The sequence below is a fragment of the Cryobacterium sandaracinum genome, assembly GCF_004403415.1.
Classification (GTDB): Bacteria; Actinomycetota; Actinomycetes; order Actinomycetales; family Microbacteriaceae; genus Cryobacterium; species Cryobacterium sandaracinum.
In genome coordinates, this window is the sequence record NZ_SOGO01000016.1 from 26,335 (window position 1) to 51,572 (window position 25,238).

General features: G+C 65.2%; 29 protein-coding genes and 1 tRNA gene. 16 read left to right on the plus strand and 14 right to left on the minus strand.

Annotated features, from left to right (window positions below; translation table 11 throughout):
• Positions 1-123: 123 nt before the first annotated feature.
• On the plus strand, positions 124-1,251 hold the full coding sequence (locus tag E3T25_RS04805) for a hypothetical protein (RefSeq protein ID WP_134372645.1): 1,128 nt from the start codon (positions 124-126) through the stop codon (positions 1,249-1,251).
• 136 nt (positions 1,252-1,387) lie between these two features.
• Here E3T25_RS04805 and E3T25_RS04810 read toward each other — a convergent pair whose 3' ends face one another.
• Positions 1,388-1,825, minus strand: a complete 438-nt coding sequence (locus E3T25_RS04810) for an ASCH domain-containing protein (protein ID WP_134372648.1) — start codon at positions 1,823-1,825, stop codon at positions 1,388-1,390.
• A 332-nt stretch (positions 1,826-2,157) separates the two neighbouring features.
• On the opposite strand from E3T25_RS04810, the gene E3T25_RS04815 reads away from it, so the two are divergent.
• Positions 2,158-2,436 carry a hypothetical protein gene (locus tag E3T25_RS04815; protein ID WP_134372651.1) on the plus strand — a complete coding sequence of 93 codons (279 nt, stop codon included), beginning with the start codon at positions 2,158-2,160 and terminating at the stop codon, positions 2,434-2,436.
• A gap of 94 nt (positions 2,437-2,530) precedes the next feature.
• Here E3T25_RS04815 and E3T25_RS04820 read toward each other — a convergent pair whose 3' ends face one another.
• The 3 genes from E3T25_RS04820 to E3T25_RS04830 form a co-directional block, all read right to left on the minus strand.
• Positions 2,531-2,872 carry a hypothetical protein gene (locus tag E3T25_RS04820; protein WP_134372654.1) on the minus strand — a complete coding sequence of 114 codons (342 nt, stop codon included), beginning with the start codon at positions 2,870-2,872 and terminating at the stop codon, positions 2,531-2,533.
• 131 nt (positions 2,873-3,003) lie between these two features.
• The gene (locus E3T25_RS04825) at positions 3,004-4,275 is read right to left on the minus strand and encodes an MFS transporter (RefSeq protein WP_174843929.1); all 1,272 of its coding nucleotides are present in this window, start codon (positions 4,273-4,275) and stop codon (positions 3,004-3,006) included.
• A 24-nt stretch (positions 4,276-4,299) separates the two neighbouring features.
• Complete coding sequence (locus tag E3T25_RS04830) at positions 4,300-4,887, minus strand: helix-turn-helix domain-containing protein (protein ID WP_134372657.1); 588 nt, start codon at positions 4,885-4,887, stop codon at positions 4,300-4,302.
• An 86-nt stretch (positions 4,888-4,973) separates the two neighbouring features.
• Here E3T25_RS04830 and E3T25_RS17640 point away from each other — a divergent pair, with 86 nt between their 5' ends.
• The 4 genes from E3T25_RS17640 to E3T25_RS04845 all read left to right on the plus strand — a co-directional run bounded on the left by E3T25_RS17640 (position 4,974) and on the right by E3T25_RS04845 (position 7,898).
• Positions 4,974-5,219 (plus strand): tyrosine-protein phosphatase, encoded by a 246-nt coding sequence (locus tag E3T25_RS17640; protein WP_255572970.1) that lies wholly within the window; start codon positions 4,974-4,976, stop codon positions 5,217-5,219.
• Between the two features lie 110 nt (positions 5,220-5,329).
• Positions 5,330-5,698, plus strand: a complete 369-nt coding sequence (locus tag E3T25_RS17645; protein WP_255572971.1) for a tyrosine-protein phosphatase — start codon at positions 5,330-5,332, stop codon at positions 5,696-5,698.
• A gap of 59 nt (positions 5,699-5,757) precedes the next feature.
• Positions 5,758-6,636 (plus strand): alpha/beta fold hydrolase, encoded by an 879-nt coding sequence (locus E3T25_RS04840; protein WP_134372660.1) that lies wholly within the window; start codon positions 5,758-5,760, stop codon positions 6,634-6,636.
• 95 nt (positions 6,637-6,731) lie between these two features.
• Positions 6,732-7,898: an IS30 family transposase gene (locus E3T25_RS04845; RefSeq protein WP_420898228.1), complete on the plus strand. Its 1,167-nt coding sequence runs from the start codon at positions 6,732-6,734 to the stop codon at positions 7,896-7,898.
• A 114-nt stretch (positions 7,899-8,012) separates the two neighbouring features.
• Here the strand turns inward: E3T25_RS04845 and E3T25_RS04850 are convergent, their stop codons facing one another.
• A complete protein-coding gene (locus E3T25_RS04850; protein ID WP_166785947.1) occupies positions 8,013-8,696 on the minus strand; it encodes a CG0192-related protein in 684 nt (227 codons plus the stop codon).
• Between the two features lie 431 nt (positions 8,697-9,127).
• On the opposite strand from E3T25_RS04850, the gene E3T25_RS04855 reads away from it, so the two are divergent.
• Positions 9,128-9,838, plus strand: a complete 711-nt coding sequence (locus E3T25_RS04855) for a hypothetical protein (RefSeq protein ID WP_134372666.1) — start codon at positions 9,128-9,130, stop codon at positions 9,836-9,838.
• 24 nt (positions 9,839-9,862) lie between these two features.
• Here the strand turns inward: E3T25_RS04855 and E3T25_RS04860 are convergent, their stop codons facing one another.
• From E3T25_RS04860 to E3T25_RS04875, 4 genes are all read right to left on the minus strand, one after another.
• On the minus strand, positions 9,863-10,663 hold the full coding sequence (locus tag E3T25_RS04860; RefSeq protein ID WP_134372669.1) for a hypothetical protein: 801 nt from the start codon (positions 10,661-10,663) through the stop codon (positions 9,863-9,865).
• A 658-nt stretch (positions 10,664-11,321) separates the two neighbouring features.
• Positions 11,322-11,540 (minus strand): hypothetical protein, encoded by a 219-nt coding sequence (locus E3T25_RS04865; RefSeq protein WP_134372672.1) that lies wholly within the window; start codon positions 11,538-11,540, stop codon positions 11,322-11,324.
• Positions 11,534-12,058, minus strand: a complete 525-nt coding sequence (locus tag E3T25_RS04870) for a helix-turn-helix domain-containing protein (protein WP_134372675.1) — start codon at positions 12,056-12,058, stop codon at positions 11,534-11,536. Before E3T25_RS04870 ends, E3T25_RS04865 begins: the two co-directional genes overlap by 7 nt.
• 68 nt (positions 12,059-12,126) lie before the next feature.
• Positions 12,127-12,738, minus strand: a complete 612-nt coding sequence (locus tag E3T25_RS04875) for a helicase associated domain-containing protein (protein ID WP_134372678.1) — start codon at positions 12,736-12,738, stop codon at positions 12,127-12,129.
• 333 nt (positions 12,739-13,071) lie between these two features.
• Between E3T25_RS04875 and E3T25_RS04880 the strand changes: the two genes are divergently transcribed.
• The 5 genes from E3T25_RS04880 (at position 13,072) to E3T25_RS04900 (ending at position 16,076) form a co-directional block, all read left to right on the plus strand.
• Positions 13,072-13,374: a hypothetical protein gene (locus E3T25_RS04880; RefSeq protein ID WP_134372681.1), complete on the plus strand. Its 303-nt coding sequence runs from the start codon at positions 13,072-13,074 to the stop codon at positions 13,372-13,374.
• Complete coding sequence (locus E3T25_RS04885) at positions 13,371-13,748, plus strand: hypothetical protein (protein WP_134372684.1); 378 nt, start codon at positions 13,371-13,373, stop codon at positions 13,746-13,748. Before E3T25_RS04880 ends, E3T25_RS04885 begins: the two co-directional genes overlap by 4 nt.
• Positions 13,745-14,704: a metallophosphoesterase family protein gene (locus E3T25_RS04890; protein ID WP_134372687.1), complete on the plus strand. Its 960-nt coding sequence runs from the start codon at positions 13,745-13,747 to the stop codon at positions 14,702-14,704. Before E3T25_RS04885 ends, E3T25_RS04890 begins: the two co-directional genes overlap by 4 nt.
• The gene (locus E3T25_RS04895; protein ID WP_134372690.1) at positions 14,685-15,029 is read left to right on the plus strand and encodes a hypothetical protein; all 345 of its coding nucleotides are present in this window, start codon (positions 14,685-14,687) and stop codon (positions 15,027-15,029) included. Before E3T25_RS04890 ends, E3T25_RS04895 begins: the two co-directional genes overlap by 20 nt.
• A gap of 132 nt (positions 15,030-15,161) precedes the next feature.
• Positions 15,162-16,076 (plus strand): site-specific integrase, encoded by a 915-nt coding sequence (locus tag E3T25_RS04900; protein WP_134372693.1) that lies wholly within the window; start codon positions 15,162-15,164, stop codon positions 16,074-16,076.
• 4 nt (positions 16,077-16,080) lie between these two features.
• Here E3T25_RS04900 and E3T25_RS16660 read toward each other — a convergent pair whose 3' ends face one another.
• A complete protein-coding gene (locus tag E3T25_RS16660) occupies positions 16,081-16,338 on the minus strand; it encodes a helix-turn-helix domain-containing protein (RefSeq protein ID WP_166785948.1) in 258 nt (85 codons plus the stop codon).
• 258 nt (positions 16,339-16,596) lie between these two features.
• On the opposite strand from E3T25_RS16660, the gene E3T25_RS16665 reads away from it, so the two are divergent.
• Entirely contained in the window at positions 16,597-17,523 is a 927-nt protein-coding gene (locus E3T25_RS16665; RefSeq protein ID WP_166785949.1) for a tyrosine-type recombinase/integrase, read from the plus strand.
• On the plus strand, positions 17,520-19,436 hold the full coding sequence (locus E3T25_RS04910) for a hypothetical protein (protein ID WP_134372699.1): 1,917 nt from the start codon (positions 17,520-17,522) through the stop codon (positions 19,434-19,436). Before E3T25_RS16665 ends, E3T25_RS04910 begins: the two co-directional genes overlap by 4 nt.
• Positions 19,437-19,683: 247 nt before the next feature.
• On the opposite strand, the gene E3T25_RS04915 is transcribed toward E3T25_RS04910, so the two are convergent.
• Positions 19,684-19,773: transfer RNA gene (locus tag E3T25_RS04915), tRNA-Ser, on the minus strand.
• Between the two features lie 131 nt (positions 19,774-19,904).
• Between E3T25_RS04915 and E3T25_RS04920 the strand changes: the two genes are divergently transcribed.
• Positions 19,905-20,816 carry an SGNH/GDSL hydrolase family protein gene (locus E3T25_RS04920; RefSeq protein ID WP_241980634.1) on the plus strand — a complete coding sequence of 304 codons (912 nt, stop codon included), beginning with the start codon at positions 19,905-19,907 and terminating at the stop codon, positions 20,814-20,816.
• Between the two features lie 9 nt (positions 20,817-20,825).
• On the plus strand, positions 20,826-22,190 hold the full coding sequence (gene radA / locus E3T25_RS04925) for a DNA repair protein RadA (RefSeq protein ID WP_104102393.1): 1,365 nt from the start codon (positions 20,826-20,828) through the stop codon (positions 22,188-22,190).
• 121 nt (positions 22,191-22,311) lie between these two features.
• On the opposite strand, the gene E3T25_RS04930 is transcribed toward radA, so the two are convergent.
• The 3 genes from E3T25_RS04930 to E3T25_RS04940 form a co-directional block, all read right to left on the minus strand.
• Positions 22,312-23,907 carry a tetratricopeptide repeat-containing diguanylate cyclase gene (locus tag E3T25_RS04930; protein ID WP_134372702.1) on the minus strand — a complete coding sequence of 532 codons (1,596 nt, stop codon included), beginning with the start codon at positions 23,905-23,907 and terminating at the stop codon, positions 22,312-22,314.
• 156 nt (positions 23,908-24,063) lie between these two features.
• Complete coding sequence (locus E3T25_RS04935; RefSeq protein WP_241973065.1) at positions 24,064-24,489, minus strand: dehydrogenase; 426 nt, start codon at positions 24,487-24,489, stop codon at positions 24,064-24,066.
• A gap of 89 nt (positions 24,490-24,578) precedes the next feature.
• Complete coding sequence (locus E3T25_RS04940) at positions 24,579-25,211, minus strand: hypothetical protein (RefSeq protein ID WP_134372708.1); 633 nt, start codon at positions 25,209-25,211, stop codon at positions 24,579-24,581.
• Positions 25,212-25,238: the final 27 nt, after the last annotated feature.

A 25,238-nucleotide genomic window follows, 5' to 3' on the forward strand; every position in this document is an offset into this window, starting at 1 on the left:
CCAGCCGGAAGTGGGAGCAAGATAAGGGCATAGAGAAGCGCCTCACATAAAGCATGGCCACGTTAGGGTCGAGCTGTAGAAGTATTCTTCGGCGCCGGGGGAACGATGCACTTACGGAACGCGATGATCGACGCCGACGGCAACATCTACGGCGAGGGTCGGATCACCTATCCACCCAGCCCCGACGGGTCATTCAGCACCCGGGTGGGAGATCTGGTCCAGGTGAAGATAGCCTTCAGCCGCTCACTTCTTTCGTTCACATCATCTCGCGCGATTCGCGACCCAGACACCGGTTATCTCGCCCCCGACATAACTGGGCCTCGAATAGTCGTCCCGCAGGGCCTCGAGTCTCTTCTGATCACGGCGCTAGCACAGAGCTATCCGGCCAATCCGATCACCTTCGCGCTCGATGCCGCCGGGCAACTATCAACCGCGTCAGAGGCCAATCGAATCCGCCAAGGCCTTTCGGACTGGCGAGGATCGGTGACCTACGCAGAAGGCGCGTTGACGGTTCACATATCCGCTGCGCTGCGTTCCCTGCCTCCGATCTACAGCTTCGACAAACTCGAAGACCCGTGGCTAGTGGATGACGAGGTGCCCGGTCGTGTCGACGTTGAATTCGAACTGGACGCCATCACATCCGTTGCCCGGTTCGGCAGCTACTGGAAGGCACTCTCACAAGAACTCGAGCGAGAACCGTCCTCTGTCGTGCGCACGTCCGTCGATGCTATGAGACTGGAGTCGGCGCCTATCGGATTCCTCCGAAGAATCTACGGCGTGACCAAGGACGACCTGTATGTCGGCATTTATGAGGTCGTCGAGCCTTGGTACTCGCTAACCCTTTACGCCCCCAGGGCTCAGTCCCGGTTCACAAGCGGTTTGATGATTGAAGACAGCCGCTTCCCTCGAATTACCTTCGAAGGAGTCAATCTCGACGTCGTTGTGGGAAGCATGTGGGCGACGCGAAACTTCGGCCTGACTATAGCTAGTGGGCAGATCGGACGCATCGAGTGGTCCGGCGGCGGCTCAGACGGGCCCGGGAGCACAAGCAAACTGCTCGAAGCTAGCTTGTATTTCGAGCTCACGATGGACGGCCTCGTGTTGAGCTACTCAGCGTTACCGGAATCGTCTGCGCGCGGAGCACTTCTCGGCGAAATTACGATTCCCTGGGAAGTGCTGATTATTCGCTCACCCTTGTTCGTAAGACACCGAGAAAAGCTGTTGGCAGGTAAGCCACAATTCGATCCGTAACAGGGGAGCCGCCGCCACTGCGCAGCGCCGAACATCCGGGCAATCAACTTCCACTGTCGCTACTACGACAGCATCGCTTCGGGTTAGAAGACAATCACAATTCGTCCCGTAGGACGTTCGGCTGGCGGCACGAGGGCTATCGGTCTGCCTGGCTGAGCACCTCAAGCAATTGGAACCGCTCCAGCACGACGAGCGTTTCGTCATCGACCGTGAAGTCTGGGTTGTTGAGGAAGTCACGCATCTCCGCGCTATGCCAGAAGGCTTCGTGACCGCGCCGCCAGGCGGCCACGGAGTCGAATCCTTCGCCCTCTTCGCGCGCATGCCCGAGGCCGACGTCAGCAAGTCGGACAATCTCGACCGAAACCGTCTGGATAGTCGCCACCGCGGCAACGTTTGAGTCCACGACCGTTTGCATGTTCCCGATGATCGGCAGCGGTTCGTCCTCTATCGAGTACTCCACGAGTGTCGAGCTGGTGGAGGTCTTCCTGCCGGCCAGGATGGCGCCGACCACCCGATCCCGAAGCGGGCCCGGAAAACCGAACTCAGCAATCTGGAATTCGCCGTGGTTAGCCATGAGGCGATTTTAGGTCCCGAGGCTCGCGACCCTGAGCCGTAAGGCGTTCGACTTACGGGCACGGCCCTTATCGTGAGTGAATCTGCAGCAACCCGAGCTCATGGTTCGCGATTATGCGCACCCACCGCGCAGCGCCAGGCACCCAGGTGGTCATTCTGAGAGTCGTATCGACGCTTTCGGACGCGGTCCTGTCTCCCGCGACACGTTCTGCTGCCAGGGACGACGCCCCAGCCGATTCGAAGACCTCTTGCTAACCTCGGCGCCATGGAGCAGACAAGCACCCCGACCCGCGTCTATCTCAGCGCCGACGCGCTCACCGGGACGGTCCGGGAATGAAGAACTCCTCGGCACGGCGGATCTATGCGGTCGGGGGCGCACTCGCCCTGCTCGGCGTCGGGTTCGTTTTCACCGCTCTCTTTTCCTACTTCATTCGCTACTCACAAGTCGACTCACTCATCGGCAGCATCGACAACGACCTCTATCTCCAACTGAGCCAGATGTTCGCAGCCGAGAAAGCGCTCCTGAGTTTGGGCGGGATTGCGTTCAGCGCGGGCATCGTGTTGGCAATCTTCAGCGCCATCAGATTCCGGCGCCACACCGCCGTGGGCTGAGCCACTCGTTCATGACGGCACGTTTCACCTCGTCCGGCTTGCATGTCAGCCCCGCCCGTTGCCGGTTGGGCTCGCGGGCGAAGCAGGGGGACTTTCAGTTGCCTGAAATGCCCGGATCGGGCAATCGACTCTGGCTCGTTGCTTGACGTTGCCCGAGCATCCAACCGGCACCGAATGCGAGCACAGCCAGACCGACAATGAACAACGCGATCCCGATCTGACTCCGTGGCGAGAGTTGTAGGCCTATTGGAGAGAACGTCGTGTTGCTGAGCGGCGCGTAGGCAAACCAGCCGAAGCTCGCTTGGTCACTCGGCACGAGAAGGAGCACGAGTCCAATGACGGCAGCCACGGTGCCGAGCACGACCATGGATACGCTCACCCGACGCCAGAGACTTGAGTTGAAAACTCCGCCTTGCCCAGCCTGTATCTCGCCCATGTGGTCATGCTAGATGACGTACCGGTTCCACGATGTGACAGAGCGCACAGAGGGTTCCGCTTCCGGTTGGTGGACGCGCCGAACTATCGGTGCTCAGGTTGTCAGCGTGGACGGGCGAGCGTTCGGGCCATTCAGTTCGCGGCCACCACGACCGGACGCCGCTCCATTGCCCGCCAGGCTCCTCCGGACAGTGGGCTCAGCGTGACGAGCGTGTAGACGACCGCGATGATTCCGAAGGCGAGCGACAGGCCGATCGTGTCGGCGGCGATGCCGCCGAGCAGGGCGCCGAACGGCACACCCGCCCACGCACCGGCGTTGATCAGGCCGAACACCCGGCCGCGCATGTGTTCGGGAACGCGTTCAAGCTCCACCGTGCCGAGGATCGGATTGATCGCCCCAGCCGCCAGGCCCGAGAGCGCGGTCATCGCAACGAGCACGGGAAGCGGCGCACCGACGGCGAAGGTAGCGCTCGACGGGCCGCCAGCCAGGGCGAAGCAAACCGCCAGGGTCACACGGCGGGGCACCCGGTGAGCGACGAAGCCGAAGGCCACGTTTCCCACCAGGGCGCATCCGCCCATGACCGCCACCAGCAGACCGAGAGCGGCCGCGCCCCCCAGACGATCGTTCGCGTAGAGGGGCATCAGGGTCGAGCCGCGCGCGGCGTCGAGCAGATTCGTGACCAGGACGAGGCCGACGACCAACCGCATCAACGGGTCATGGATGACGAAGCGGAAGCCTTCGGCCAGGTCGGCCCAATAGGAGGAACGGGGAGTGTCGACACTGTCGCCCCTCAGCCTGACGGTGGCAGGAACGGCTGCCACGAACGCCCAGGTCAGCAGGGCTGAGACCGCGAACGTGGCCGCGTTGACGAATAGGGCTGCGATCGGCCCCAGGAGCGCGACGAGCAGGCCGGCGATCGATGCGCCGATCAGCTTGGCGAAGCGCTCAGAACCATCCAACAGCCCGACACTCTGCTCGATCCGCACGCCGGCCCTTACGGTCAACCCGGGCAGCATGACGCGCCGCGCAGTCTGCCCGGGGGTGTCGAGCAGACCACCCGCGAATACCAGGATGAGCAGGGCCCAGAATGGCAGCCCGACGGTCAGCGCCAGTACCGGCATGGCCAGCACGGTGGCACCACTCACGAGGTCCGCAACGATCGCCGCTCTGCGGTGACCCACCCGGTCCACGACGACCCCGCCGAGCGCCCCGCCGACCACAACCGGGGCGGTGGCGAAGAATGCCGCGATTCCCACCTCGACGCCCGACCCACCGATGCCGAGGACGTAGAAGGGGATGGCGAACGCTGTGATCACATTCCCCGTTTGCGAGATCGCGTGCGCAGCCAGGAGGGCCGAGAGGGCGCCGGTTGCGCGGCGGTCGCGAGGCAGCGTCTCCGTCATGTTCTTCCTCATCGGCGGTCTGACTCAGGGGCGGCGATAGGCCTGGTAGACGAGTACCACGGGCTCGGCGCCATCGGCCGTGGCCGGGTCGTGGGCGGCGCTGGCGTCGATCCACTGGTTGACCAGTGCTTCGAGCTCGGCCCGCATGGTGCCCAGTTCCTCGACGGTGAGGCGCAGGCTGCGGTCACCACTCGCGCCCGCTGCGACCCACTCGCGGGGCAGGGCAGGCGTCGCGTCGATGTAGTCGGTATACCGGGCGGCGTAGGCCTGGGCAATCGACTTCTGTAGAACGGATGACGCCGCGAGTTTGTCGGGGTCGTCGAGCAGATCGGCGGGCTCCCAGCTGGTCAGCAGGGTCGTGGCCTTCCACCAGCGTTCGCGGTGGTCGGTGCTCTGAGCCTCGGCGGGTTCGATCAGGGCGATGGAGGCAAGCTTGCCAAGGTGGTAGCTGATGGTGCCGGGAGCCTCATCGACGACGTCGCCGAGCTGGGCAGCGGTCAGCGGGCCGCGTTCGCGCAGCAGGCCGAGTAGACGCAGCCGGGTCGGATGCGCGAGGACCCGCATGGAGGCGGCCGAGTTGAGCGTGGTGCGTGAGGCGTCGCGAGGGGTCATACCGCTGACACTATAAGAACAACAGTTATTGCGCAATGACTGTTGCGCGATAACTCGAGCGTCCTCTCGGCTCCTAAACTGACCCCATGGTCAACGAGGCGGAACGTGAAGGCCGGGCTCTTCGGGTCGAAGGTTTGGTGAACGCACGCGATCTCGGTGGCCTTCCCCGTCAAAATGGAACACTGACTCCCAGGGGCGTTTTCTTCCGTTCCGAGAATGTTGACTGGGTTACTCCGGCGGGATGGGACCAGATGCGTGAAGCCGGCATCCGCACCATCATCGACCTCCGCCAGGCAGGAGAACAGGCGCAGGACACCCAGCCGACTGGCTGACCACTGTCACAGTCGATCTGGACGGCCTCGATGATGCCGACTTCTGGAAGGACTTCTGGAGCAACGGGCTCAGCGGCACGGCACTGTACTTCTTGCCGCACCTCCACGCGATGCCCGAGCGTAGCGTCGCAGTCCTGTCTGCCTTGGCCAGCGCGCCAGAAGGCGGAGTTCTCTTTCATTGCATGGGAGGACGAGATAGAACCGGACTCATCGCAATGCTGCTTCTGGCTGCCATTGATACTGAGCCAGACGCGATCGTGGACGACTATCTAGAAACAGTCAGACTCGCGGATCTTCGGGCAGCAACATCGAAACGGAACAACGCCGAACCCGAGATTGAGGCGCTGTGCCAGACCTACGGCACGACAACAGAGGGCGCATTCCGCTCAGCACTCCTCGGCCTCGTCACGCTCCTCGCATCCCCGGAGCTCAACGAAGCCAACAGGGCTGCGGTCACGAGTTGGCGAAGCAACGTGTAACCGGGTACCCAAAATGACGCACTGAGTGTTCCCTTTCGTGTGCCGTGTACCGTCGAGTGATGCCAAGCTACGAAAGCTACGACGGTTCAGCACTTCACTACGATGACGTGCGCCGCAAGGGCAGCGACGGCGACAAATGCCCGGTTATTCTCCTTGCCGGAGGAGCGGCCCGCCACCCCAGCTACCTTGGTGATCTGGCCGGGCTCAGCGATCGACACCGCCTCATCGTGCCCCACCTACGAGGTGTCGGGCTCACGGCCGCGCCCGACCAGGAAGAGCGGGGGTCGTTCTGGGCTCAAGCCGACGACATCGAGCACCTGCGTGTCCATCTCGGCCTCGATCGCGTCGTGCTGGTGGCTCACTCGGCGGGAACGAGATTGGCCATTGCCTACGCGGCGCAGTTCGCGCTCCGCGTAGCCAGGTTGGTGCTGATCACTCCTCCGGCGGCCTATCTCGTCGATGAGCCATCCGATGCCCACGTGCTCAGCGAGAAGCGGCGGGGGGATTCGATTTTCGAAGCCGCTTTCGCAGCTTTGGAAGCGGGGCCCCAGACGATTGACGACGACGGGTTCAACGCCTGGCAACAGGAGTCAGCGCCGGCCGGATACTTCAACTGGGACGCAACAGAGCGATCCCATGCGACCATCGGGCGTTGGAGTCTGCCCGCCACGAAGGCGTATTTCAGTGTTCCCCCACCGCGCGACCTCGCTGAGCGGCTGGGGCAGGTGCTGGCCCCCGTGTTGGTGATTGCCGGAGCCGAGGACTGCCTCACCGGATTATTGCCGGTGGCCGCGCTGGCACGCCTCTTCCCCGCAGGTGAATGCGTGGTCATCGAAGGGAGCGGTCACTACCCGTGGGTCGAACAGCCGGCTGCCTTCCGGGGAGCGATCGACGCGTTCCTCGAGCAGCCGTCCAAATCGGCGCCGCCGAGAGGCTGATTGCCCGCAAAGGGTTCGGCGGGCTCAACCGGTCGTTGCAACACCCAATTTGTTGTGAGGTGTTGTCCATGTGGTTGAAGCATGAGTTGGTTGAAATGCAGGCGCGATTCTGGGTGTTGATGGCCCAGGGTCTCACCCTGACTGCAGCATGTGATGCTGTGGGGGTGAATCGACGAACTGGACGGCGTTGGCGCCAAGCATCCGGAGGGCGGGCTCCACGTCCCAAGCCGGAATTGTCAGGTCGATACCTGAGTCTGGAGGAGCGGCTCCGGATCGCGGATTTGCACGTGACCGGCGCCAGCATCCGGGTCATCGCCGGCCAGGTCGGCCGGTCGGCTGCGACGATCAGTCGCGAGCTGGCCCGAGGCGGATCCAAGTCCGGGCCGCGGGCCCGGACCAGGTATGCGCCCTATGCGGCCCAGAAGCAGGCCGAGCTGCGCGGCCGCCGCCCCAAGGCCAGCAAGTTCGACCATCCGGAACTGGCATCCTTGGTCCAAGCCAAATTGTGTGTGAAATGGAGCCCGGAGCAAATCAGCGATCACTTGGCTTCGGCGTTCCCGGAACGGCAGGAGATGCGGGTGAGCCCCGAGACGATCTACCAGGCCCTCCATGTGCAAGGCCGCGGCCACCTGCGCGCTGACCTGCACCAACACTTGCGAACCGGCCGTGCCATCCGACGTCCGAGACGACCGGCCGCGAAGAACTCGGGCAAGATCCCGGACATGATCATGATCAGCGAGCGACCCGCGGAGGTCGCCGACCGGGCCGTGCCTGGTCACTGGGAAGGAGATCTGATCTTGGGATCCAACTGCCGGTCCGCGATCGCTACCCTGATCGAGCGTCAAACCCGATTCACGATGCTGGTCCACCTCCCCGGCGACCACAGTGCGATCACGGTCCGCGATGGCCTGCTGGCAGCCATCAAGACGCTCCCCGTGCAGCTGGCCAAAACTCTGACCTGGGACCAGGGAACCGAGCTCGCCCAGCACCGCCAGATCACGTTGGCCACTCAGATGGCCATCTACTTCTGCGACCCGCACTCACCCTGGCAACGAGGAACCAACGAGAATACCAACGGGCTGCTCCGCCAGTACTTCCCGAAAGGCACCGACCTCTCCGAGCACTCACCCGATCGGCTGCGCGAAGTTGCCGCCGAACTCAACAACCGGCCCCGCAAAACACTCGGCGGAATCACCCCCGCCCAAGCCATGCAACGACTACTCTCAAACCCAGCACAGCCCATCGTTGCAACGACCACTTGAAACCGCCTTCCCCCTCAGTGCGGGCTGAAATCAGCGTCGTGGTCAGATCGATGAAATAAGCCAGCTCATCATGCCCCTGAGCGGGCGGGCCGCGCTCATTCTCGCCGCATGTGATCAGAGAGCCTCGGCCTGAACGAGCGTCTGCGGATTCGGCTGGTTTGTCCAAGTGCCAGTGAGTATGTGCGCCTTCCCATGGTGGTTCAAAGCGTCGAGCCCATTCGAGCCGTGCAGCTGAGGTCCTTGAGAGGCCAGACGCCGCACCACGACGATTCGCAGGGCACCCACTTCTATGGCGGAAGCGCCGAACTCGTACCGTGTGGACACCGTGCCAGCCGGCGGTAGCGACGGTGCGGGCCCATCGGTCTTGCCGCTACCAGCGACGTCGACCGTCGACTCACGGAGGACTCTCACCCCGTCTATTTCGATGTACTGCTCGGCTTGGCCGCCACCCGTGAGCGCAGCCGTTGCAGCCGCCGCCAGATAAGCGGGATCTCCAATAGCGTCGTAGACCCATCGTCGGCCCAGAACGGAATGCTGCATGGTGCCGATGAGCCAGGCATCGCCGCCCGCGAGCGGCGCGCCCCGGTAGGTCAGAGGGACCTGTAGTACCGGCCCCTCACCGACCCTGACGAGTATTGTTTCGATGCCAACCTCGCCATCGGGATCATCGAAGCGGAACGAGCCAACGCCCACAAACCTTGAGCCAGCGTCGCCTTCAAACCACGGCTGGGTCGGCACCCATCCTTCGATGAGCTCGATCTTCGACGGCCGCAGCTCGGCCTGATGTATGAGTGCCATACGGCCGATTCTAGAGGGCCATCTGCCAGTCGCTTCGTCCGAAATCCTGCAAACAGCGAAGCATCCGTGGTGAGAATTACGGCCTAACAATCACCGACGACGCCTCCGGCGTAACAGGACTGCCCCGAGTTCAGTTGGCCCAGAGAGGGTTCCGCGTCCGCCACCACGAGACTCATATCGCCGAACGACCTGAGGACGCGTACGACTACTTCACCGGTCGCGTCGTTACCGTCCTGCACATGCTTCTCGACCAGTCAGGTCGCCTCGCGGATCAGCGCGCGCCGTCGAACAACTCGCCCTCGTGATCTCCGCAGCCCTGGTGAATGTAGTTATTGGACGGACCCTTCCCGCTACCAAGTGATCCATCGGCTTCCGCAGATTGATCTGCGGCCAAGCTCCGAGCGAGGGGTCTTCGCAGATAGTCTGCTCATATGGTGAACCGCCCCAGCGACCAGGTGATGCGTGCGCTGCATCTTGCGAGCGAGCTCACCACAGCGACGGAACTGCTTGCCCTCGGCCTTAACCAAGTTGCGAGCCCGAAGTGGCAGGCCCGGCAGCCCGGTGGCGCCTTCACGCAGCTGTCACAAGGGGTAGAGCGTGTCCTCAAGGTCACGTTCTGGCTAAACGAAGAGAGCCACGATCGAGAGGTAGACCCGAAATTCGGATCAGGAGCTTCTGGGCACGCGCTTGGTGAATTGAACGCGAGAGTACTCGATATTTGCTTGGTCGAGTCCCAGACAGCAGCGCCTTACGTGCGAGGTCTCGTCGACGAGGTTCTCACCGACCCCTACTGGGGAGACATTCTGCTCGCGCTGGATCGGTGGTCAGCAACTTCGGGCAGGTATCGCGATCTCGATGCGTTGCGAGGTCGGGAGGCTCAGGGCGATCCGCCGTGGGCATCCTGGGATGAAGCCGAGCATCGCGCGGTCACGGAATGCGGTGGATGGGCGAATCTGACGGAAGAGACCCTCGTCGCGAGTCGCCGGCGGATGCTCCTCAGCGTGATGCGCTGGTGGCACACTCTTTTCCGGGGATGGCAGCACGGCCTTGTGGGAGAGCAGGGGAAGCAGTTTTCCAGTGGCCTCGATCCAAAGAACCCTCACCTGGATCAGTCCATCGCGAACCTGATAGCTGGCCGCTAGCTTCCGCGGCCGCGCAGCGGCCGGTCAAGCAGAACTCTCTGAGTCCAGGTGGTCACGGATGCGTTTCATCGCGTTGATCGCTTGCAGCGCGTCCGGCTGTTCGACGCGTGTACCACCCTCGTGCACGGCGACGTGTCGCGTTGTGTAAAGGGCCTCAGCGGCGGCAGAGACGGCTTGGGGAGCATCAGCCAGCCGACGCTTCACAGCGGGACCACCGCCGCCGCAGGCCATTTCTACTGCGAGACGGGCCGAGAGCACGGCCTCGCGGTATCGGCCTCCCTCGAAGTGGGTCCGCGCGGTACGCGCGTGCATCGCGGCCGCAGACTCCTCTTCTAGAATCCGGAAGGCGTCCCGATACGCGGTATCCGGTGTCGGGCCGAGCAGGTAGGTGAGCTGGTCGTCGTCCTCGAAGAGAAGCACGTCATACGAGTCCACGGTGGTCCCGCCAGAAACGAGCACGTAATCGCGGTAACCGCCCTTCTCGTAGAGGTTGGGCATGTGCTTGTCTGCGCCGGTGAAGCTCGGGCTGGCAAGGAACTTGATCAAGTGATCTTTGGTCTTCCCGTACATCTCGACCTTTCGGCCGGTGACTTTTTCGTCCTCGACGTCGTACTCCTCGACATAGCACCAGACTGAGACAGGTGGAGAGGCGATGTCCGCGTTCAGGATGTCGACCGTCACGGAAAACTCGCCGTCCAACCATGCGTGTATTTCCCGAGGGTTTTGAGTGACGATCGTGCCAGCGATGGCTATGTGCTCCTTACGGCTTCGAGGCTCGATGAGCCCGCCGCCGTGGGCGTAACAGTCTTGCAGCAGGTTCGCCATTGGCCCGAGGGGCTGAAGCATTTGTTGGTCGGTGACAACCCTCACCCTTCGCCGTGTCACCTTCTCTCGGAGACAGAAGTCAGGCGTTCCGTCGGCGTGTTCGAACGGCGCGACATAGCACTTGACCGTGCCGGAACTCTGCGCGCTGCGTGCGATAACTTTCGCTGCGTGTGCCGCGCGACGTGCTTGCGAATTCGACGATCTCATCGTGACGCCTTCGCCCCTACATCGCTCCGGTCAATGCGGCCACTGGCATCCATCAGCTCTCCCCATCGTTTCCTCCGGGCCGTGGACCCAGAGCGTTCTTTCTGCGAAGCCTAGAGGAGGCCACACCGCGCGGTCAGAACGTCCGGTCGGGATCGCCGCCCCAGACGGAATTCTCTTCGGTGACCTCTACCCTGATCGCCGCCTATATTTGTCGCGGCGACAGGGCCGGGCCACCGCATGCCCGTGAGCCGATCCCCGCCGACCCGAAGAGGGTTCCCAAACCCCCCGAGACTTTGGAACCACGGTTGACTCGCGCCGGATCTGCGTCCGTAGACGGCCGGCTTACGCCTATGTGGGATGGGTCATTGAGGAGGGCGGGGACGGCTCCGAATTGAAACCTCGGGTAGACAGCGGCGCCATCCGGCGTTCGCGCTCGAAGTATCCCTCCGGCTTATGACAATTGATCCAACTCCTCCCGCGACAGGTCGAGCAGGTGCATGACGCCGCCATCGTCGTAGAAGGGGCCGACCGGGGATGCCCATGTCGCCGGATCATGCCGGTCCATCAAGGAGGAATGCGGCCCTGATTTCGCTTTCTCGAGACCGGCTGCTTCGGGAGCGGGATCCGAGGGCTCGGCCGCCTCATGGGACTGGCCGCTGCTTGTCACCACCTGGCCTCCATGGCCAGCTTCGCGGCGGCCAGTACCGCTTCCGGTTCTGCAAGGTGATCGACCGGTCTGTCTTCCCTGTCGAAATAAGTGTTGGGACCGAGCATCCACAAGCACAAATCGTCGCTCGTCCAGGCGTTGGTGTCCGCGACCTCGAGAAGCGGCTCGATGACCGGGAGGATCGACTGGTCGTCGAGCTGGAATCCGGGATAGCGGTACGAGCTTCCGCGGCGCACGCCGATGATCTTGCGGGCCTTCCTCAGCGAGGACACCACGTTTCGATTCTGCGGGTTGAGTCGTAGTCGCTCGGCTACTTCATCGCTGGTCAGGAGGCCATACTGCTCCTCCAAACGCCGCCAGGCCTCCGCTGTGGCTCGCCGTGCTCGGGCGAGCTGGGGCGAGGTATCGGGCGCCCCGGCAGCGGAGCCAGCCCCCTCCGACGTAGCCCCGGAGCGAGTTCCGTCCGAACGGCGCTGGGTCCCGCTCGCGTCGCGCCCGTCATTGGCGATGTTGTCCGTCATGGTCTGATCCTGCACTGCTCGCCGCCGGCCGGGTGCGAACGGGGGAAGTGTATTCCCGCACGGGGTGCTCAGTCCCGGCGGCGCGGGGCGCCCCAGGTCCAGAAGTCCAGACCGTTCAGGGTCCTGACGCGCTCCGGGGACAGGGTGTTGGCCCGATAGGCCAGGCGCGCTTTGGCGGCCCATCGGGCGAGGGCTCGTTCAGTCGCGTGTGTGCTGCGGAGTTTCGGTGCGTCGCCGTGGCTTGCCGTGAATAGGGCATACGCGGTGAAGTTCGCCCGCCAGGCGCGCTCCAGTGGCTGGAAGCTGAGGCCGGGGACGCAGAGGAGCCGACGCATCTGGTACGCGCAGAGGCGCCCCGCGACGAATGCGCGTCGCTGCGAACGGACACTGTTGGCCCGCTGCCTCTCGTTGGCGGAGATCACACCATCGGGGAGGCGGCGGTTTTCACGCGGCAAACGGCCCTCACAGCGAACAAAGGCCTCCAAAGCGAAGAGGTTGCGGATCCAGCCGGCGACATCCCGAGGCACGGTGGCGGGAATGTGGACGCCGCCACGGGACGCCAGTTCACTGCCGAAAAAGACCAACGATCGCCGCTGATCCGGAGTAAGAGTTGAGGCGGGCTGGCGGTGAAGCTCCGCGTATTCGGCGTGGAGCAGCTCCACGGGGTTCTGTGCGGGCATGGTTCGCCTTTCCGACCCGCACGGCGTGCGGTGTCGGAGGGGTCATGCGCGGGACCGGTCTCGCGGGGTACCGGAAGGTGTGTTCCTGCACGGACTCACGGGCCGGGGAAACGCGGTTAGCGTCCCTACACCGACCGTTCACCCTGAGCTGTCGCGAGGAGCCGGAGGCCCGCGAATGCCCGATCAACCAGAGAAGCCGCACTGCATTCCGGGCCCTCGCGTGGCGCGAAGACCAGTGGCGACCGCGCCCGCCGCCGCCAGGTCGGTTCGTGCTCCTCAAGCCCGACGGGTCGGCTGTACGGAGGTTGGCTCATGCTCTCGATGAGGACCTTGATGGACGAGGTCACCGGACGGTTCACCGTTCGCACTGAGTCCGGCTCGACGTACCTCCTGGATCTAGACCTGTGCGAGATGTGCCGGATCCCGGCCGCGGATGATCCCGAGCGGGAACACGGTCTGCGGCGTGATGGGTGCGCTGTCCGGTTGCTGAGGATTGTTGAGTGCACGGTCGGATGCTCGATGCAGTTGCTGATTGATCTGGCCGTGCCGGGTGTGGATGCGACGACGCGTCGATCCACCGCCGTGACCGCGATTGAGCGGGTAACCGCCGATCTCGAAGGCAAGGGTGAATCATGATCACCGGACATGAGCCGTCCGCAATGGAGCCGGGCTCGTCAGGTATCACCCGGCTGACCACCCAGCACGGCTCGATCCTGCTCGTGGACTGGGGGCTGCGCGCCTACCAGCGGATGCCTGGCCCGCTTGGTCGGCTGTTACCCGGTGATCAGCAGTGGCTGAGGTTCACCGATATGGGCCCGGTCGAGATCGGCAGACGCGTGACGGTGCTGTCTGCCAGCCAAATCGCTGGCCGCTACGTCAGCTCTCCCATCGTGACCATCGAACCGGTGCGGCCGCCGCGGGAGCTCAGCGCCGCCGAGATCGAGACGGTGCGATTTGTCGGCGGCTACATCAACTACGGTCTGATCCCGCGCATCCGGCTAGAGCTATGAACGCCGGCGAGGCACCCCCGCCGAATGACGACCCGCGCGACGATTTGACGCCGCAGCTACGTGTGCACCGCCCGGCCCCCAGCTCCTCGTATCCGCCCTACGAAGTGCAGACCCTGTCCATGGCGTCCCAGATCGGAGTCATGGGCGACCTGCACGGGGACATCGAGCACGCCCTGCAGGCTTTCCGCACGTTCGCGGACCGCGGCGTGCACGTCATCTTGCAGTTGGGTGATTGGGGCATCCTGTGGCCTGGAAGAAACTGGCAGATCGACCTCAACAAGATCTCCCGAGCTCTCGCTAGGCACCAGTCGACCATGTTCTTCCTGGCCGGCAATCACGACTGGCACCCCAAGCTCTCGGAATATCCCATCGATGCCGACGGCATCCAGTGGCTCGCAGCCAACGTCGGCCACCTGCCCCGCGGCTACCGCACCGAGGTCGGCGGGAAGTTCACGCTCGCTGCTCTGGGCGGCGCCAACAGCATCGATCGTCGGTTCCGTGAGGCGGGCGTGAGTTGGTGGCCCGAAGAGCAGATCACCGAATCAGACCTCCGACGACTGGGCTCCGAGCGTGTTGACATCCTCGTCGGTCATGAAGCGCCGCTGATGGACGAGGCCGATCTGGACAGACGAGCCCAGGAACTGGGCTTCTCGCCGAACGACATCGCCTACGCAAGGGCAAGCCGGGTCATGTTTCGAAGTGCGGTCCTGCAAACCCGACCCCGACTGACCCTCGGAGGGCACTACCACCGGTTCTGCGACCAACAGCTCACCCTGCCCGGGGAGACCCACCCAACCCGAGTGGTGGTGCTCGACATGAACGGCCCCTGCCGCGTGGACTTGGCGATCCTGAATGCTTCCACCCTCGAGCTCGAATTCCTCTACCGGAACGGCGCTCCCGCCGAGCCTGAAACCCGCGCACCAGAAAGGACTGATGATGGCCGACCCGGAAAGTGAACCAATCCGCGTGAACGAACTCCGCGGAGATGAAGGTGGCGCGTGGCGCGTCGTAACGCGGGACAGTCGCCATTATTTTGACCTGGACCTCGGTACGGTGACGCGTGTCCCCGGTGTGAACGCCCCACCGACGATCAACGACCGGGCCAGACCGCTACGGTCGATCGACGCTCTCCGGGTCGGTGACCGCGGCCGATGGACGATGTACACCGACGGGTGGGACGAAGTGATCGACTACTTCTGGGCCAACACGTCAATCGTGGCCGCGATAGAAGCTATAAGCCGTGCTGATCTTCCCGGAGCCGGCGGTGTCGTGCCTGACTGAGGCTGGGCCCACGAAGGTCGACCCCGCGAGGTTCAGAGAGCCTCAAACCGCCGCTCAGAAGCAGCAGTCAGTCCACGGTGCACGTGAACCAGGTGTGCTGCAGCAAATCGGCTGCACGAGGAAGGGTGCCCGATGACCCACGAAGGCGAACAGGCCTACTTGCCCCAGATAGACGCAGGGTATTGGCACCACATCGGGGATTTTGTGCGCGCCGCTGTCGTTGACGCCGCACCGGGGACGGTCTACTCCGAGAGGGAACTGTACGCTGCGGCGACCCCGCTGACCTTGTGGGCGTGGCAGACGGCCGCCATGCCCCTCGAACGCAACGTGATATTTGCCGTTCGCACAATCGAGCGCTTCATTGCCGTCGGCCTGACGCAATACGGGAGCAAGGCAAGCCGAAACACCCTGCGCTCCCGGCTCCTCCGGATCTCGGCGGCGCTGCTCGACCCGGCGGCACCACCGGTCTTGCGACCGCTGGGCGGATCGGATCCGTCGGCGCCGTACACCGCCAGGGAGGTGGTGACCCTAAAGAGTTGGGCAATCGCCCAGAGCACTGCCGAAAGGAGGTCGAACGCGGAGGCGCTACTCGCCCTCGGACTCGGCGCCGGCCTGGCAGGACGAGAGATCGTCAACCTCACGATTGGAGACATCAGAGCCGACGACGACGGCGTACTCATCACGGTGCGTGGCGAGCGAGCCCGCGTGGTTCCCGTGCTGCGTGAATGGGAACGGGCCCTCGTTGAACGAGTGGGCGCATGTCAGGACGAGGCGTGGGCGTTCCGCGAGCAGCACGCCGGTGGCAACCGGAATCTGATCACGGACTTCGTCTCACGGGCGGAAGGCAAGATCCAGTTGCAGGCCCGGAGGATGCACGCGACCTGGATCGTGCAGCACCTGGAAGCCGGCACCCCGCTCGTTCCGTTGATGCGAGCAGCCGGGCTGCACTCGCCCGAAGCCCTGGACCGGTTCTTCAAGTTTGTCCGGGAACCCGAGGTCCGGTACTGCCGGAACGTGCTCCGAGATGCGGTCGCCACGCCGCGTTGACGCGTCAGCGCTGGGCCGGACTTTCTCCGGCGCCAGCGCGTCGTTCCCGCAGCTTGAGGTTGCGTTCCGCGTTGACCATGTCTTCAACCCTCATGATCACGTCGCCTCGAAGGATCCGCCCCAAGCGGGTTTCGTCGAGGCCGTTCTCTTTCGCATAGGACGCGATGGTCACACCGTCCGCTGCGAGGGCGGCTCGGACCTGCAGGGCATGCGCGTGCTGACGTATGGCCGTCCCCAGCTGGTCAAGCGCACTCTCCGACATCCCTCGAGGACTCTTCCACTTCAAGGGGCGCGCTGTGCCGAAGTTCGTCGTCGGCTCACAGGAGGCTCGCGGGAGAAAACGTGGGTTGGTCACGGACGTCTACGCTACCGGGCGCCGTGCCCTAAAAGGGCATCCACTGGTGAGACGGCCCAGATTCTCCGCATGTCCAACCTGTATGAGCATCCCCCAGCACACATTCCCCGTCACCCGACCATCCGGCGGCCTCCCGTCCAGCGCTCAGCCCTGCGGTGGCCAAGCATGAACGCCGTCAGCCCGCCGGCGGTGCAGCGCGTCATCGACAATTACGTGGCCGTGATGCCGGCCGCGCACTGGACGGCGATTGAATCCTTCGTTCGCGACAGTGTGACGAGCCTCGGGCTCCAAACTCGTGGTGTTGCACGGAACTATCTTGCAGCGACCGCGAAGTTTGCCCACTGGCTGTGGCAGACAGCGGCAGCGAACCTGGATCCCGCAGCCGCCTTCCGGCCCGCGCTCATTCGCCGATTCGTGCACGAGGTCATGCCTGCCCGTGCCGAGACCTACCAGCAGCAGACCGCGCAACGTCTCAACAGCCTCGTCACGCACTTCACCGCCGCCACGCCCGACCGTCAGACCCGGAAGCACCCAGCCTCGGTGCGCCCCTACGCCAACCGGGATCTCATCACCTTCCGAAGCTCTGCCGCGCGACGCACGAACGAGGAGCGACGAATGAACGCACACGTCCTCCTCGCGCTCGGCGCCGGAGCCGGCATGCGTGCCGAAGAGATCGCCCTCGCACGCGTCAGCGACGTCAGCACCGACGGCGACGACCTTTTGGTCAGCGTGCGCGGCAACCACCCTCGCACGGTCCCGCTCCGCGTCGAGTGGCGCCGCGCCCTCGCTACGGGCATCAATGGCCGCGAGCCCGGCGAGTGGCTGTTCGCCGGCTACCGTCTGCCCGAATACCCGGCCCGCGTGATCCACCAGTTCGGCATCGATGCCCCAGATGAACCCACGCCATCAGCGACCAGGCTCCGCGCCACCTGGATTGTGCGGCACCTCAACGCCGGCCTCAGACTAGACATCCTGCTGGAGCTAGCCGGACTGGCAAGTCCAACCTCGCTCGCGCCCTACGTGCGGGCCATGACTCCAGATGACATGGTCGAAGTCCGCCACCTCATCTCCGGAGCGGAGCCGACTCGATGAGCGGCATCACGGACGGCGCCCTCGAGGTGCACGACGAGGTGCAGGAGAGCACCGCGTTCGAGCATCTCCTCGACGACGCCATTGGGACCACCTCGGGCCGGACATCCAAGTTTGACCTCGATGACGTACGCCGAGCCGCCACGATGATCGACGGTTCCAAGATGCTGGAGCAACTCGCCACGTGGCGTCAGGAAGCCCGCCAAGGCAGGCATCCCGGCGGACGCCCCCCGAAGATTGATGACCGCGTCATCCTCATCGTCCTGCTCCTCCTCGCACGCGAGCACACCCCCCTTTGGGCCACGGAGATGGGAGCCGTCCTGCATCGTCGCCTGACCAAGGAAGCGCGTGTCTTCCTTGGTCTCCCCGCCAACTTGTCCGGGACGGCGAGAGGACGCACGGAGGCGAGGCGCTGGTACAACACCGCGTGGAACGCATTCCACCGCATGAAAGCTCTCATGGACCCTTACCCCGATACCCCGCTCTACAGACTCACCAACCGATCTCAGCGTGACCGAATCGTCGAGCTGCGCGACCCGGAGGTCGTCGCGCAGGGACGGGAACGGCTCAACTGGTTTTCCGACTCGCTCCTGGAAATGACGTTTCGGCTCCTACCGCGCGATGTGCGGAGGCTCATCAATCAGCACACCACTGTCGGAATTGACCAGACTCCCATGGTCGCAGCCAGCCCGCGGGGGCGCTCCCCTGTCGACAAGGAAACCGGCCTGGAGCTGAGGGTCAACCCAAAAACCGGCAAGAACTACTCGGACAAGCTCGTCCTCGAACAGGACTCCGGCTGGTACCCGATTAACGCGGAAAGACGCGAGGAGTCAGGTCCGGCAAGCAAACCAGACAAGGACTTCGTGTGGGGTCGGGCTGCCAGCATCGCCGTTCTGGTACCCAATCGCCCCGTCAACCAGGCCGAATTCCCCAACATCGCCCTCGGATTCTCAATGAGTCTGCCGGGCACTCAGCACGTCGCCAGTGAAACCGTGCGGGTCCTCCAGTCCATTGCTGACCGTGGCCACACCCCCGGAACCGTCGTCGCCGACCGCCTCTACTTCGCGACCCTCTCACCCGAATCCCTGCACATCCCAGTCAAGGAAATGGGGTGGTCTGTCATCACCGACTACAAGAAGACCGGGTTGGGAGTCAAGGGAGGCAAAGCCGGTGCCAAGCAGGTCGAAGGCCGCCACTACTGCGCCGGGACCCCAGAGGATCTCCTCAACGCCTCGGTCGATGCAGAAGCCCACACGATAGACGACGACACCTACCGGAAACGGCTCGACGAACGAACGGCCTTCGAGCTCCGCCCCAAGGAGAAACCTGACGCACGGGGGCACACACCGATGATGTGCCCCGCCGTCGGTCCGAACGCGACCTTGGAATGCCCCCTACGCGAACTCCACCGCAACGCGACCGATAAAATCCGCATCGCCGTTCTTAAGGGCAATGTTCCAGAGGCCCCCGATTTAATCTGCACGCAGACCTCGGTGGACTTTGGACCCGAAGACGGCATCCGCGACGCACAACTCTTCCGGTACCAGTCGAAGGAATGGAGCGACGCGTACCGCATCGGCCGCAACACCGACGAGAGCTACCACGCCTACGTGAAAGACGTCGGACACGAAGCAGTTGACACTCCAGCACGCCGCCGAATCCGCGGATTCGCCGCACACCAGATCATGGCGACCATGCTGCTCGTGTCGGCCAACATCAGAAAAATCGTTACCTTCCTCACTGACCGCGAAACCCGAACGTCCAAGAGCAACACGACCGGTCAGAACTTGGGGCCCCTGCGGAAGACGCGCCGCCGTGACCGCGAAGGCATATCCAACTACAAAGCGAAGTGGCCACTCAAGGTGCTCCCCGGCGCCCCGGCCGGCGAGGAACTCGACCCGCCGCTCCGAACCTAACCGCGCACACCGACGCCGCCACTCATCACTCCACCGCACGACCAGGACAATCCGCAGCGCCGAAAAACGGCCTCTCGGGCATCCCTGGCCGTGCGTTGTCATTTAATCCGCGCCCACCAGCCCGCATGAGCGGGAAACCACGCGCCACCCACGCCGGAAACGACAAATGACCTCCGAAATCTCGGAGGCCATTCGTTTTGGGACGAGTTCTAGGAACAGAATCAACCAGTTCCAAGAATAACCCCTGTGGCGGTACCGGTGGGATTTGAACCCACGGTGGAGTCTCCCCCACACAACTTTTCGAGAGTTGCACCTTCGGCCGCTCGGACACGGTACCGAGGGAGAGTTTAGTTGAAATCGGGGGCCTTGCGCGAATCGCGGCGGCGAACATCCGTGTCTGAACGGCCCTGAACGGCCCCGAACGGCCCTGAACGACGAGAACCCAGCACGAAGCGGTATTCTCACCGGGTGATCACCGTGAACCACAGGCTCCGTTCCCTTGCCCTCACTGCCGGAACCCTGGCCACAGCGGCCGGCCTCGGCGCCGCCGCCGTGGTCAATTACCGGGGCTTCCAGCGTCGCATCGCCGAGAGCTCGGTGATTCTCAATGAGACCCTGCCGGTGCACTCTCTCTGGTGGCGCGCCCGCGCGAAAGACAAGGGCGAGCTGATCTACGCCGTCATCGGAGACAGTGCCGCGCAGGGGATCGGGGCGAGTTCCCCGCACCGCGGCTATGTCGGAATCCTGACCGACCACATCCGTCTCTCCACCGGCCGCTCGGTGCGCGTGGTGAACCTGAGCGTGTCGGGCGCCACCGTCGAAATGGCTGTGCGCGACCAGCTGCCCACGTTCGCGAAGCTCACCCCGGACATCGTCACGGTCGCGATCGGCGCCAACGACATCGCCCTCTGGGACACCGCCGTCTTCGAGGCCGGCATCCGGCAGGTCTGCGCGGCGCTGCCCCCGCACGCCCTGGTCGCCGACCTGCCCTGCTTCCACCTGCCCCGCAACGAACGGATGGTCGCCGTCGCCAACCGCATCATCCGCCAGGTGGCCGCGGAGTACCAGCTACGCGTGGTGCCGCTCCACGCCACGACGAAGCGGCTCGGGCTGCGCAGCGTCGCCACGCACGTCGCGGGCGACCTGTTCCACCCCAATAACCGCGGCTACCGGGCCTGGGCCGAGGCGTTCGTTCCGGCGCTGAGCGCTCATCTGGTGCGGGGCATCCGGCCTGCCGACCTGGCCGGGCCGAATGCCCCCAACGCGCCTGCCGGCCTGCCCTCGGCCGTGCCGGCCAGCCGGCCCTCCCCCACGCCGGAACCCGCGTCGACTCCGGTGGCGAACACTTCGGAATCGGGTGGTGTCAGCGGCCCGAGCTAGGCTCGCAGAATGGCCAGACCCGTTTCCTCCTTCCGTTGCACCGAGTGTGGCTGGACCACCCTGAAGTGGGCAGGCCGCTGCGGCGAATGCCAGCAGTGGGGCACCGTGGTGGACACCACCGAGAAGGCGAGCCTGGCCCGCGCGCTCAAGCCGGCCAGCGTCACCGGCGCGGGCGTCGCCCGCCCGATCACTCACGTCGACACCACGGCCGTCTCGCACTGGCCTACCGGCATCGCCGAGTTCGACCGGGTGCTGGGTGGCGGCATCGTGCCTGGCTCGGTCATCCTGCTCAGCGGCGAGCCCGGCGTCGGCAAGTCGACACTGCTGCTCGAGGTGGCCTCCAAGGCAGCGGCCGCCAAGTCCCGCGTGCTCTACGTCAGCGCCGAGGAATCGGTCAGCCAGGTGCGGTTGCGCGCCGAGCGCACCGGGGCGCTGCAACCCGAGCTGTACATCGCCGCCGAGACCGACCTGGCCACCATCCTCGGCCAGATCGACGCCATTCAACCCAACCTCGTCATCGTCGACTCGGTGCAGACGGTGGCCAGCTCGCTCTCCGACGGCCTCGCGGGCATGCCCAGCCAGGTGCGGGAGGTGGCCTCCACGCTGATCCGGGTGGCCAAAGACCGCAACCTGCCCATCCTGCTCGTCGGGCACGTCACCAAAGACGGCTCGATCGCCGGTCCCCGCCTGCTCGAACACCTTGTCGACGTAGTGTGCCAGTTCGAGGGCGACCGGCAGAGCGCGCTGCGCTTCGTGCGGGCGCTCAAGAACCGGTTCGGCTCGACCGACGAGGTGGGCTGCTTCGAGATGACCGGCGACGGCATCGCCGAGGTGCCCGACCCGAGCGCGCTGTTCCTCAGCCGCGGCTCCACCCCCGTGTCCGGCACCTGCGTCACGGTGGCACTCGAGGGCCGCCGGGCGATGCCGGTCGAAGTGCAGGCTCTGGTGATCAAGACCCAGGCCCCGAACCCCCGCCGCGTCACCAACGGGGTGGACTCCTCACGGGTGGCGATGCTCCTCGCGGTGCTCGAGCGCCGGGCGAGCCTGTCGGGGCTGGGCAGCATGGATGTCTACGTGTCGACCGTAGGCGGCATCCGTCTCACCGAACCGGCCGCCGACCTCGCCATCGCCCTCGCCATCGCGTCCGCGTTCAAGGACAAGCCGATCGCTCAAGGGGCCGTGGCGTTCGGCGAGATCAGCCTCGCCGGCGAGGTGCGACCGGTGTCAGCGGCCAAGCTGCGCGCAGCCGAGGCCGCCCGGCTCGGCTTCACCATCCGACTCGATGCCGAGGCCGGCGCGATCGGCACCGCGGTCGCTGCGGCGATCGCGACCGGCCAGTCCGCACGGGACGCCGAGCTCGACCGCGCGTTCTAGCAGGGAGCATCCGGCGCGGACCGCCACGGATGTCCCGGGCGAGCGGCAGGTTCGGGTCACCGGGGTCTCGACAAGCTCAACCACCGGGCGCTCGACCAGCGGGAAGCCCGACCCACCGTGATCATCGGGCCTCGAGCAGTTCCGCCTCCGGGGTCGACGTGGAGACGATGGCGGCGTGAACGACCCGATTGCGACCGTCGCGTTTGGCCACGTACAGACGCACATCGGCGGCGCGCAGCAGGTCCGAGCTCTGCTGGCCGTCGGCAGGCGCCAGGGCAATCCCGAGACTCGCGGTCACCGGCAGGGCGCCGGTGATCGGCGACCAGTCGTGATCAGCGATCGAGCGGCAGACCGCCTCGAAACGCCGGTGCGCCTCGGTGGCGTCAATCCCCGGCATGATCAGCAGGAATTCCTCGCCGCCCAGGCGTGCGGCGATGCCGTCGGCCGCGGATGCCGCAGCGGCGATCAGGATGCTGCCCACCTCGCGGAGCACAGTGTCGCCGACCTCATGCGACAGCGTGTCGTTGATGCGCTTGAAGTGATCGAGGTCGACCATGGCGATGGCCACGCTCGGCCCACCCTCGCGCAGGCGCATCAGCGCGGCGCTGAGGTGTTCGTCGACGAACCGGCGGTTGTGCAGCCCGGTGAGCGGATCGCGCTCAGCCAGCTCTCGGTACCGCTCGCTCTCTCGGCGGGACTCCGCGGTCTGGAACATGGCCTCGAGGATGCGCCCGCGCGACTCGTTCTCGCTCGCACCGAGCGCCTCGGACTGTTCGTGGAAGTGCCGGTACGCCTCGAACGCGGCGCGAAAATCGCCGTTGGCCGCATGGATCTCGGCCTGCTCCCTTGCCGCTTCCGTCGACCAGCGGGTGAGCCCGAACCGCTGGGACAGCTCGCGGCACCGGTCGATGACGGTCTGCGCTCGGGCCAGATTGCCCTGCGTGCGATAGATCTCGGCCAGCGTGACCAGGGCCACTGCGGACCCGTCGGGATGCAGGTTGCCCACGGCCGGGTCCATAGCCGGCAGCAGCTTCGCTTCCGCCTCGTCCAGCCGCCCCGCCGTCAGGTAGACGCGCGCGACCGTGTCGAGGGCGTACATGCCGATCTGTCGGTCGCCCACCTCGGACAGGCCGATCAGCTGTTCCACGGCCGCGAGGGCCTCGACCTGGTTGTGGGCCAGGTATTCGGTGTAGGCGAGATTGTTCAGGATGTTGTAGCGGATGATGGTCTCGGGGTCATCGATCACGAGGCGGAGGGCATCGTCGTAGCGGCGGCGCGCCTCGTCGAGGGACCCGGCCGAGCCGAGCGCGTCGGCCAGGCACTTGCGGGCGGCTGCACGCATGAGTGGAACCTCCGACTCCTCGAGCAGGTCGTTCGCGGCGACGGCGTGTTCCAGGGCCAGGGCGCGGTCGCCCACCATCTCGAACACGGAACCGAGCACGTCGTGACAGCGCGACTGCAGGGCGAGCTCGCCGTGCTGCTCCGCCCAGCTCAGGATCTGTTGCACGTCAACGGCGCTCTGACTCGGGTCGCCGCGACGGATGCGCACAGCCGCGACGACAACCTGCAGCCGTCGCGCAGTCGCTCCGTGCTCCCCGTCGCCGAACTCGGCGAGCCAGGCCTCGGCGTCCTGGAGGGCGACATTGCGGTCGATCCAGTACTGTCGCTCGACGCCCGCGAGGCGGGCGTCGGTCAGACCCTGTTCGGTCCCCACCACATTGACCTGCTCCCTGACAGGCTGAATGCTGACCGTGAAAAGTCCGTCGGATTCCGCTTCGGGAGCGGGCCGAACACTGTCTAGCGCCAGCCTAGCGCGGGCCGACTCCGCGGCCGGGGGTCTGGGGACCCCCAGCCTGAGGGGGTCAGTCGGGCGCTACCCGCCGGGTTCGCTCGTGCCGGTTTCTTCCTCGCCGGGCAGCGGGCCGAGGGCGCGCATCAGGTCCGCCGGTGCGGCCTGCATGACATGGGGACCGGCGACGTCGAAGAACACCATCTCGAGCACCTGCTGGTGCACGGTGAGGAATTCGCGAAGCCACTGTGCGTCACCGACCATGATCTGCGGATCGATCTCGTCGGGAACCATGCGGGCGTAGTTCTCGGCGGAGGAGAAGAGCAGCAGCATCCGGCGGTCGGTGCCTTCACGGCCGAAGACCCGCACCTGTTCCGCCTGCCCGTTGACGACCAGCTGCGGCACGATCATCACATCGTTGCGCAGGGCATAGGCCACAGCGACCACATCCTGGGCGGCCAGAGCGGCAGCGAGGGCAGGGGAATGCGTCGGTGGAGTAGCGTCAGTCACGGCTTCCATTCAACCAGTTGGCGCGGTAGTGACACGCCGAATCCGACCCTTGGGGGGCACGCCACGAGCGAACGGCGGCCGGGCCGGTATCAGGAGAGGAAGAACTGCTTCGGGTTCACCGACTCGATGCCGTCGACGCTCACGGTCAGGTTGTAGGCCGCTCCGCCGGCCGGCGCGGCATCGCGGCTGGCTTCGCCGCAGGTGTCCGGGTTCGAACGGGTGCGGTCCCAGGCGATCGCTTCGCCGGAACTCACGGGTTCACCCGGCTGCAGGCTGACGTCGGCGTCGCCTGGCTCCTGCTGGCAGTCGGTCGACGTCCAGTAGACATCCGTGCCGCTCGACACCGTGAACACCTGCGTCGCCGTGCCCGCGTTCAGCACGCACGGCACGTCGCCGATGTTGGTGACGCTGAGCGAGAGCATCGGCTGCGCCCCCGGTTCGTAGCTGACCGCGTCGGTGGTCGCTTCGATCTGCACGGATGCGGGGTCGCACGCGGCCGGGTCGGCCGCCGGGTCGGAGGCGGAGACCTCCGCTCCGGCCGCCTCGGCCGCGGGCGCCGGAGTGCTGTCGGGCACACCGGTGCCGGCGGCCGGGCGCACGATGGACGAGATGACCAGGATGAGGAGGGCGAGCACGATGAGCAGGCCGAGGCCCACCACGAGACGACGGCGCCAGTACACCTTGCTGGACTGGGGGCCGACCGGATGTTTGATCGTCGACATTACCCAAGGCTAGCGAGGTATACCGGC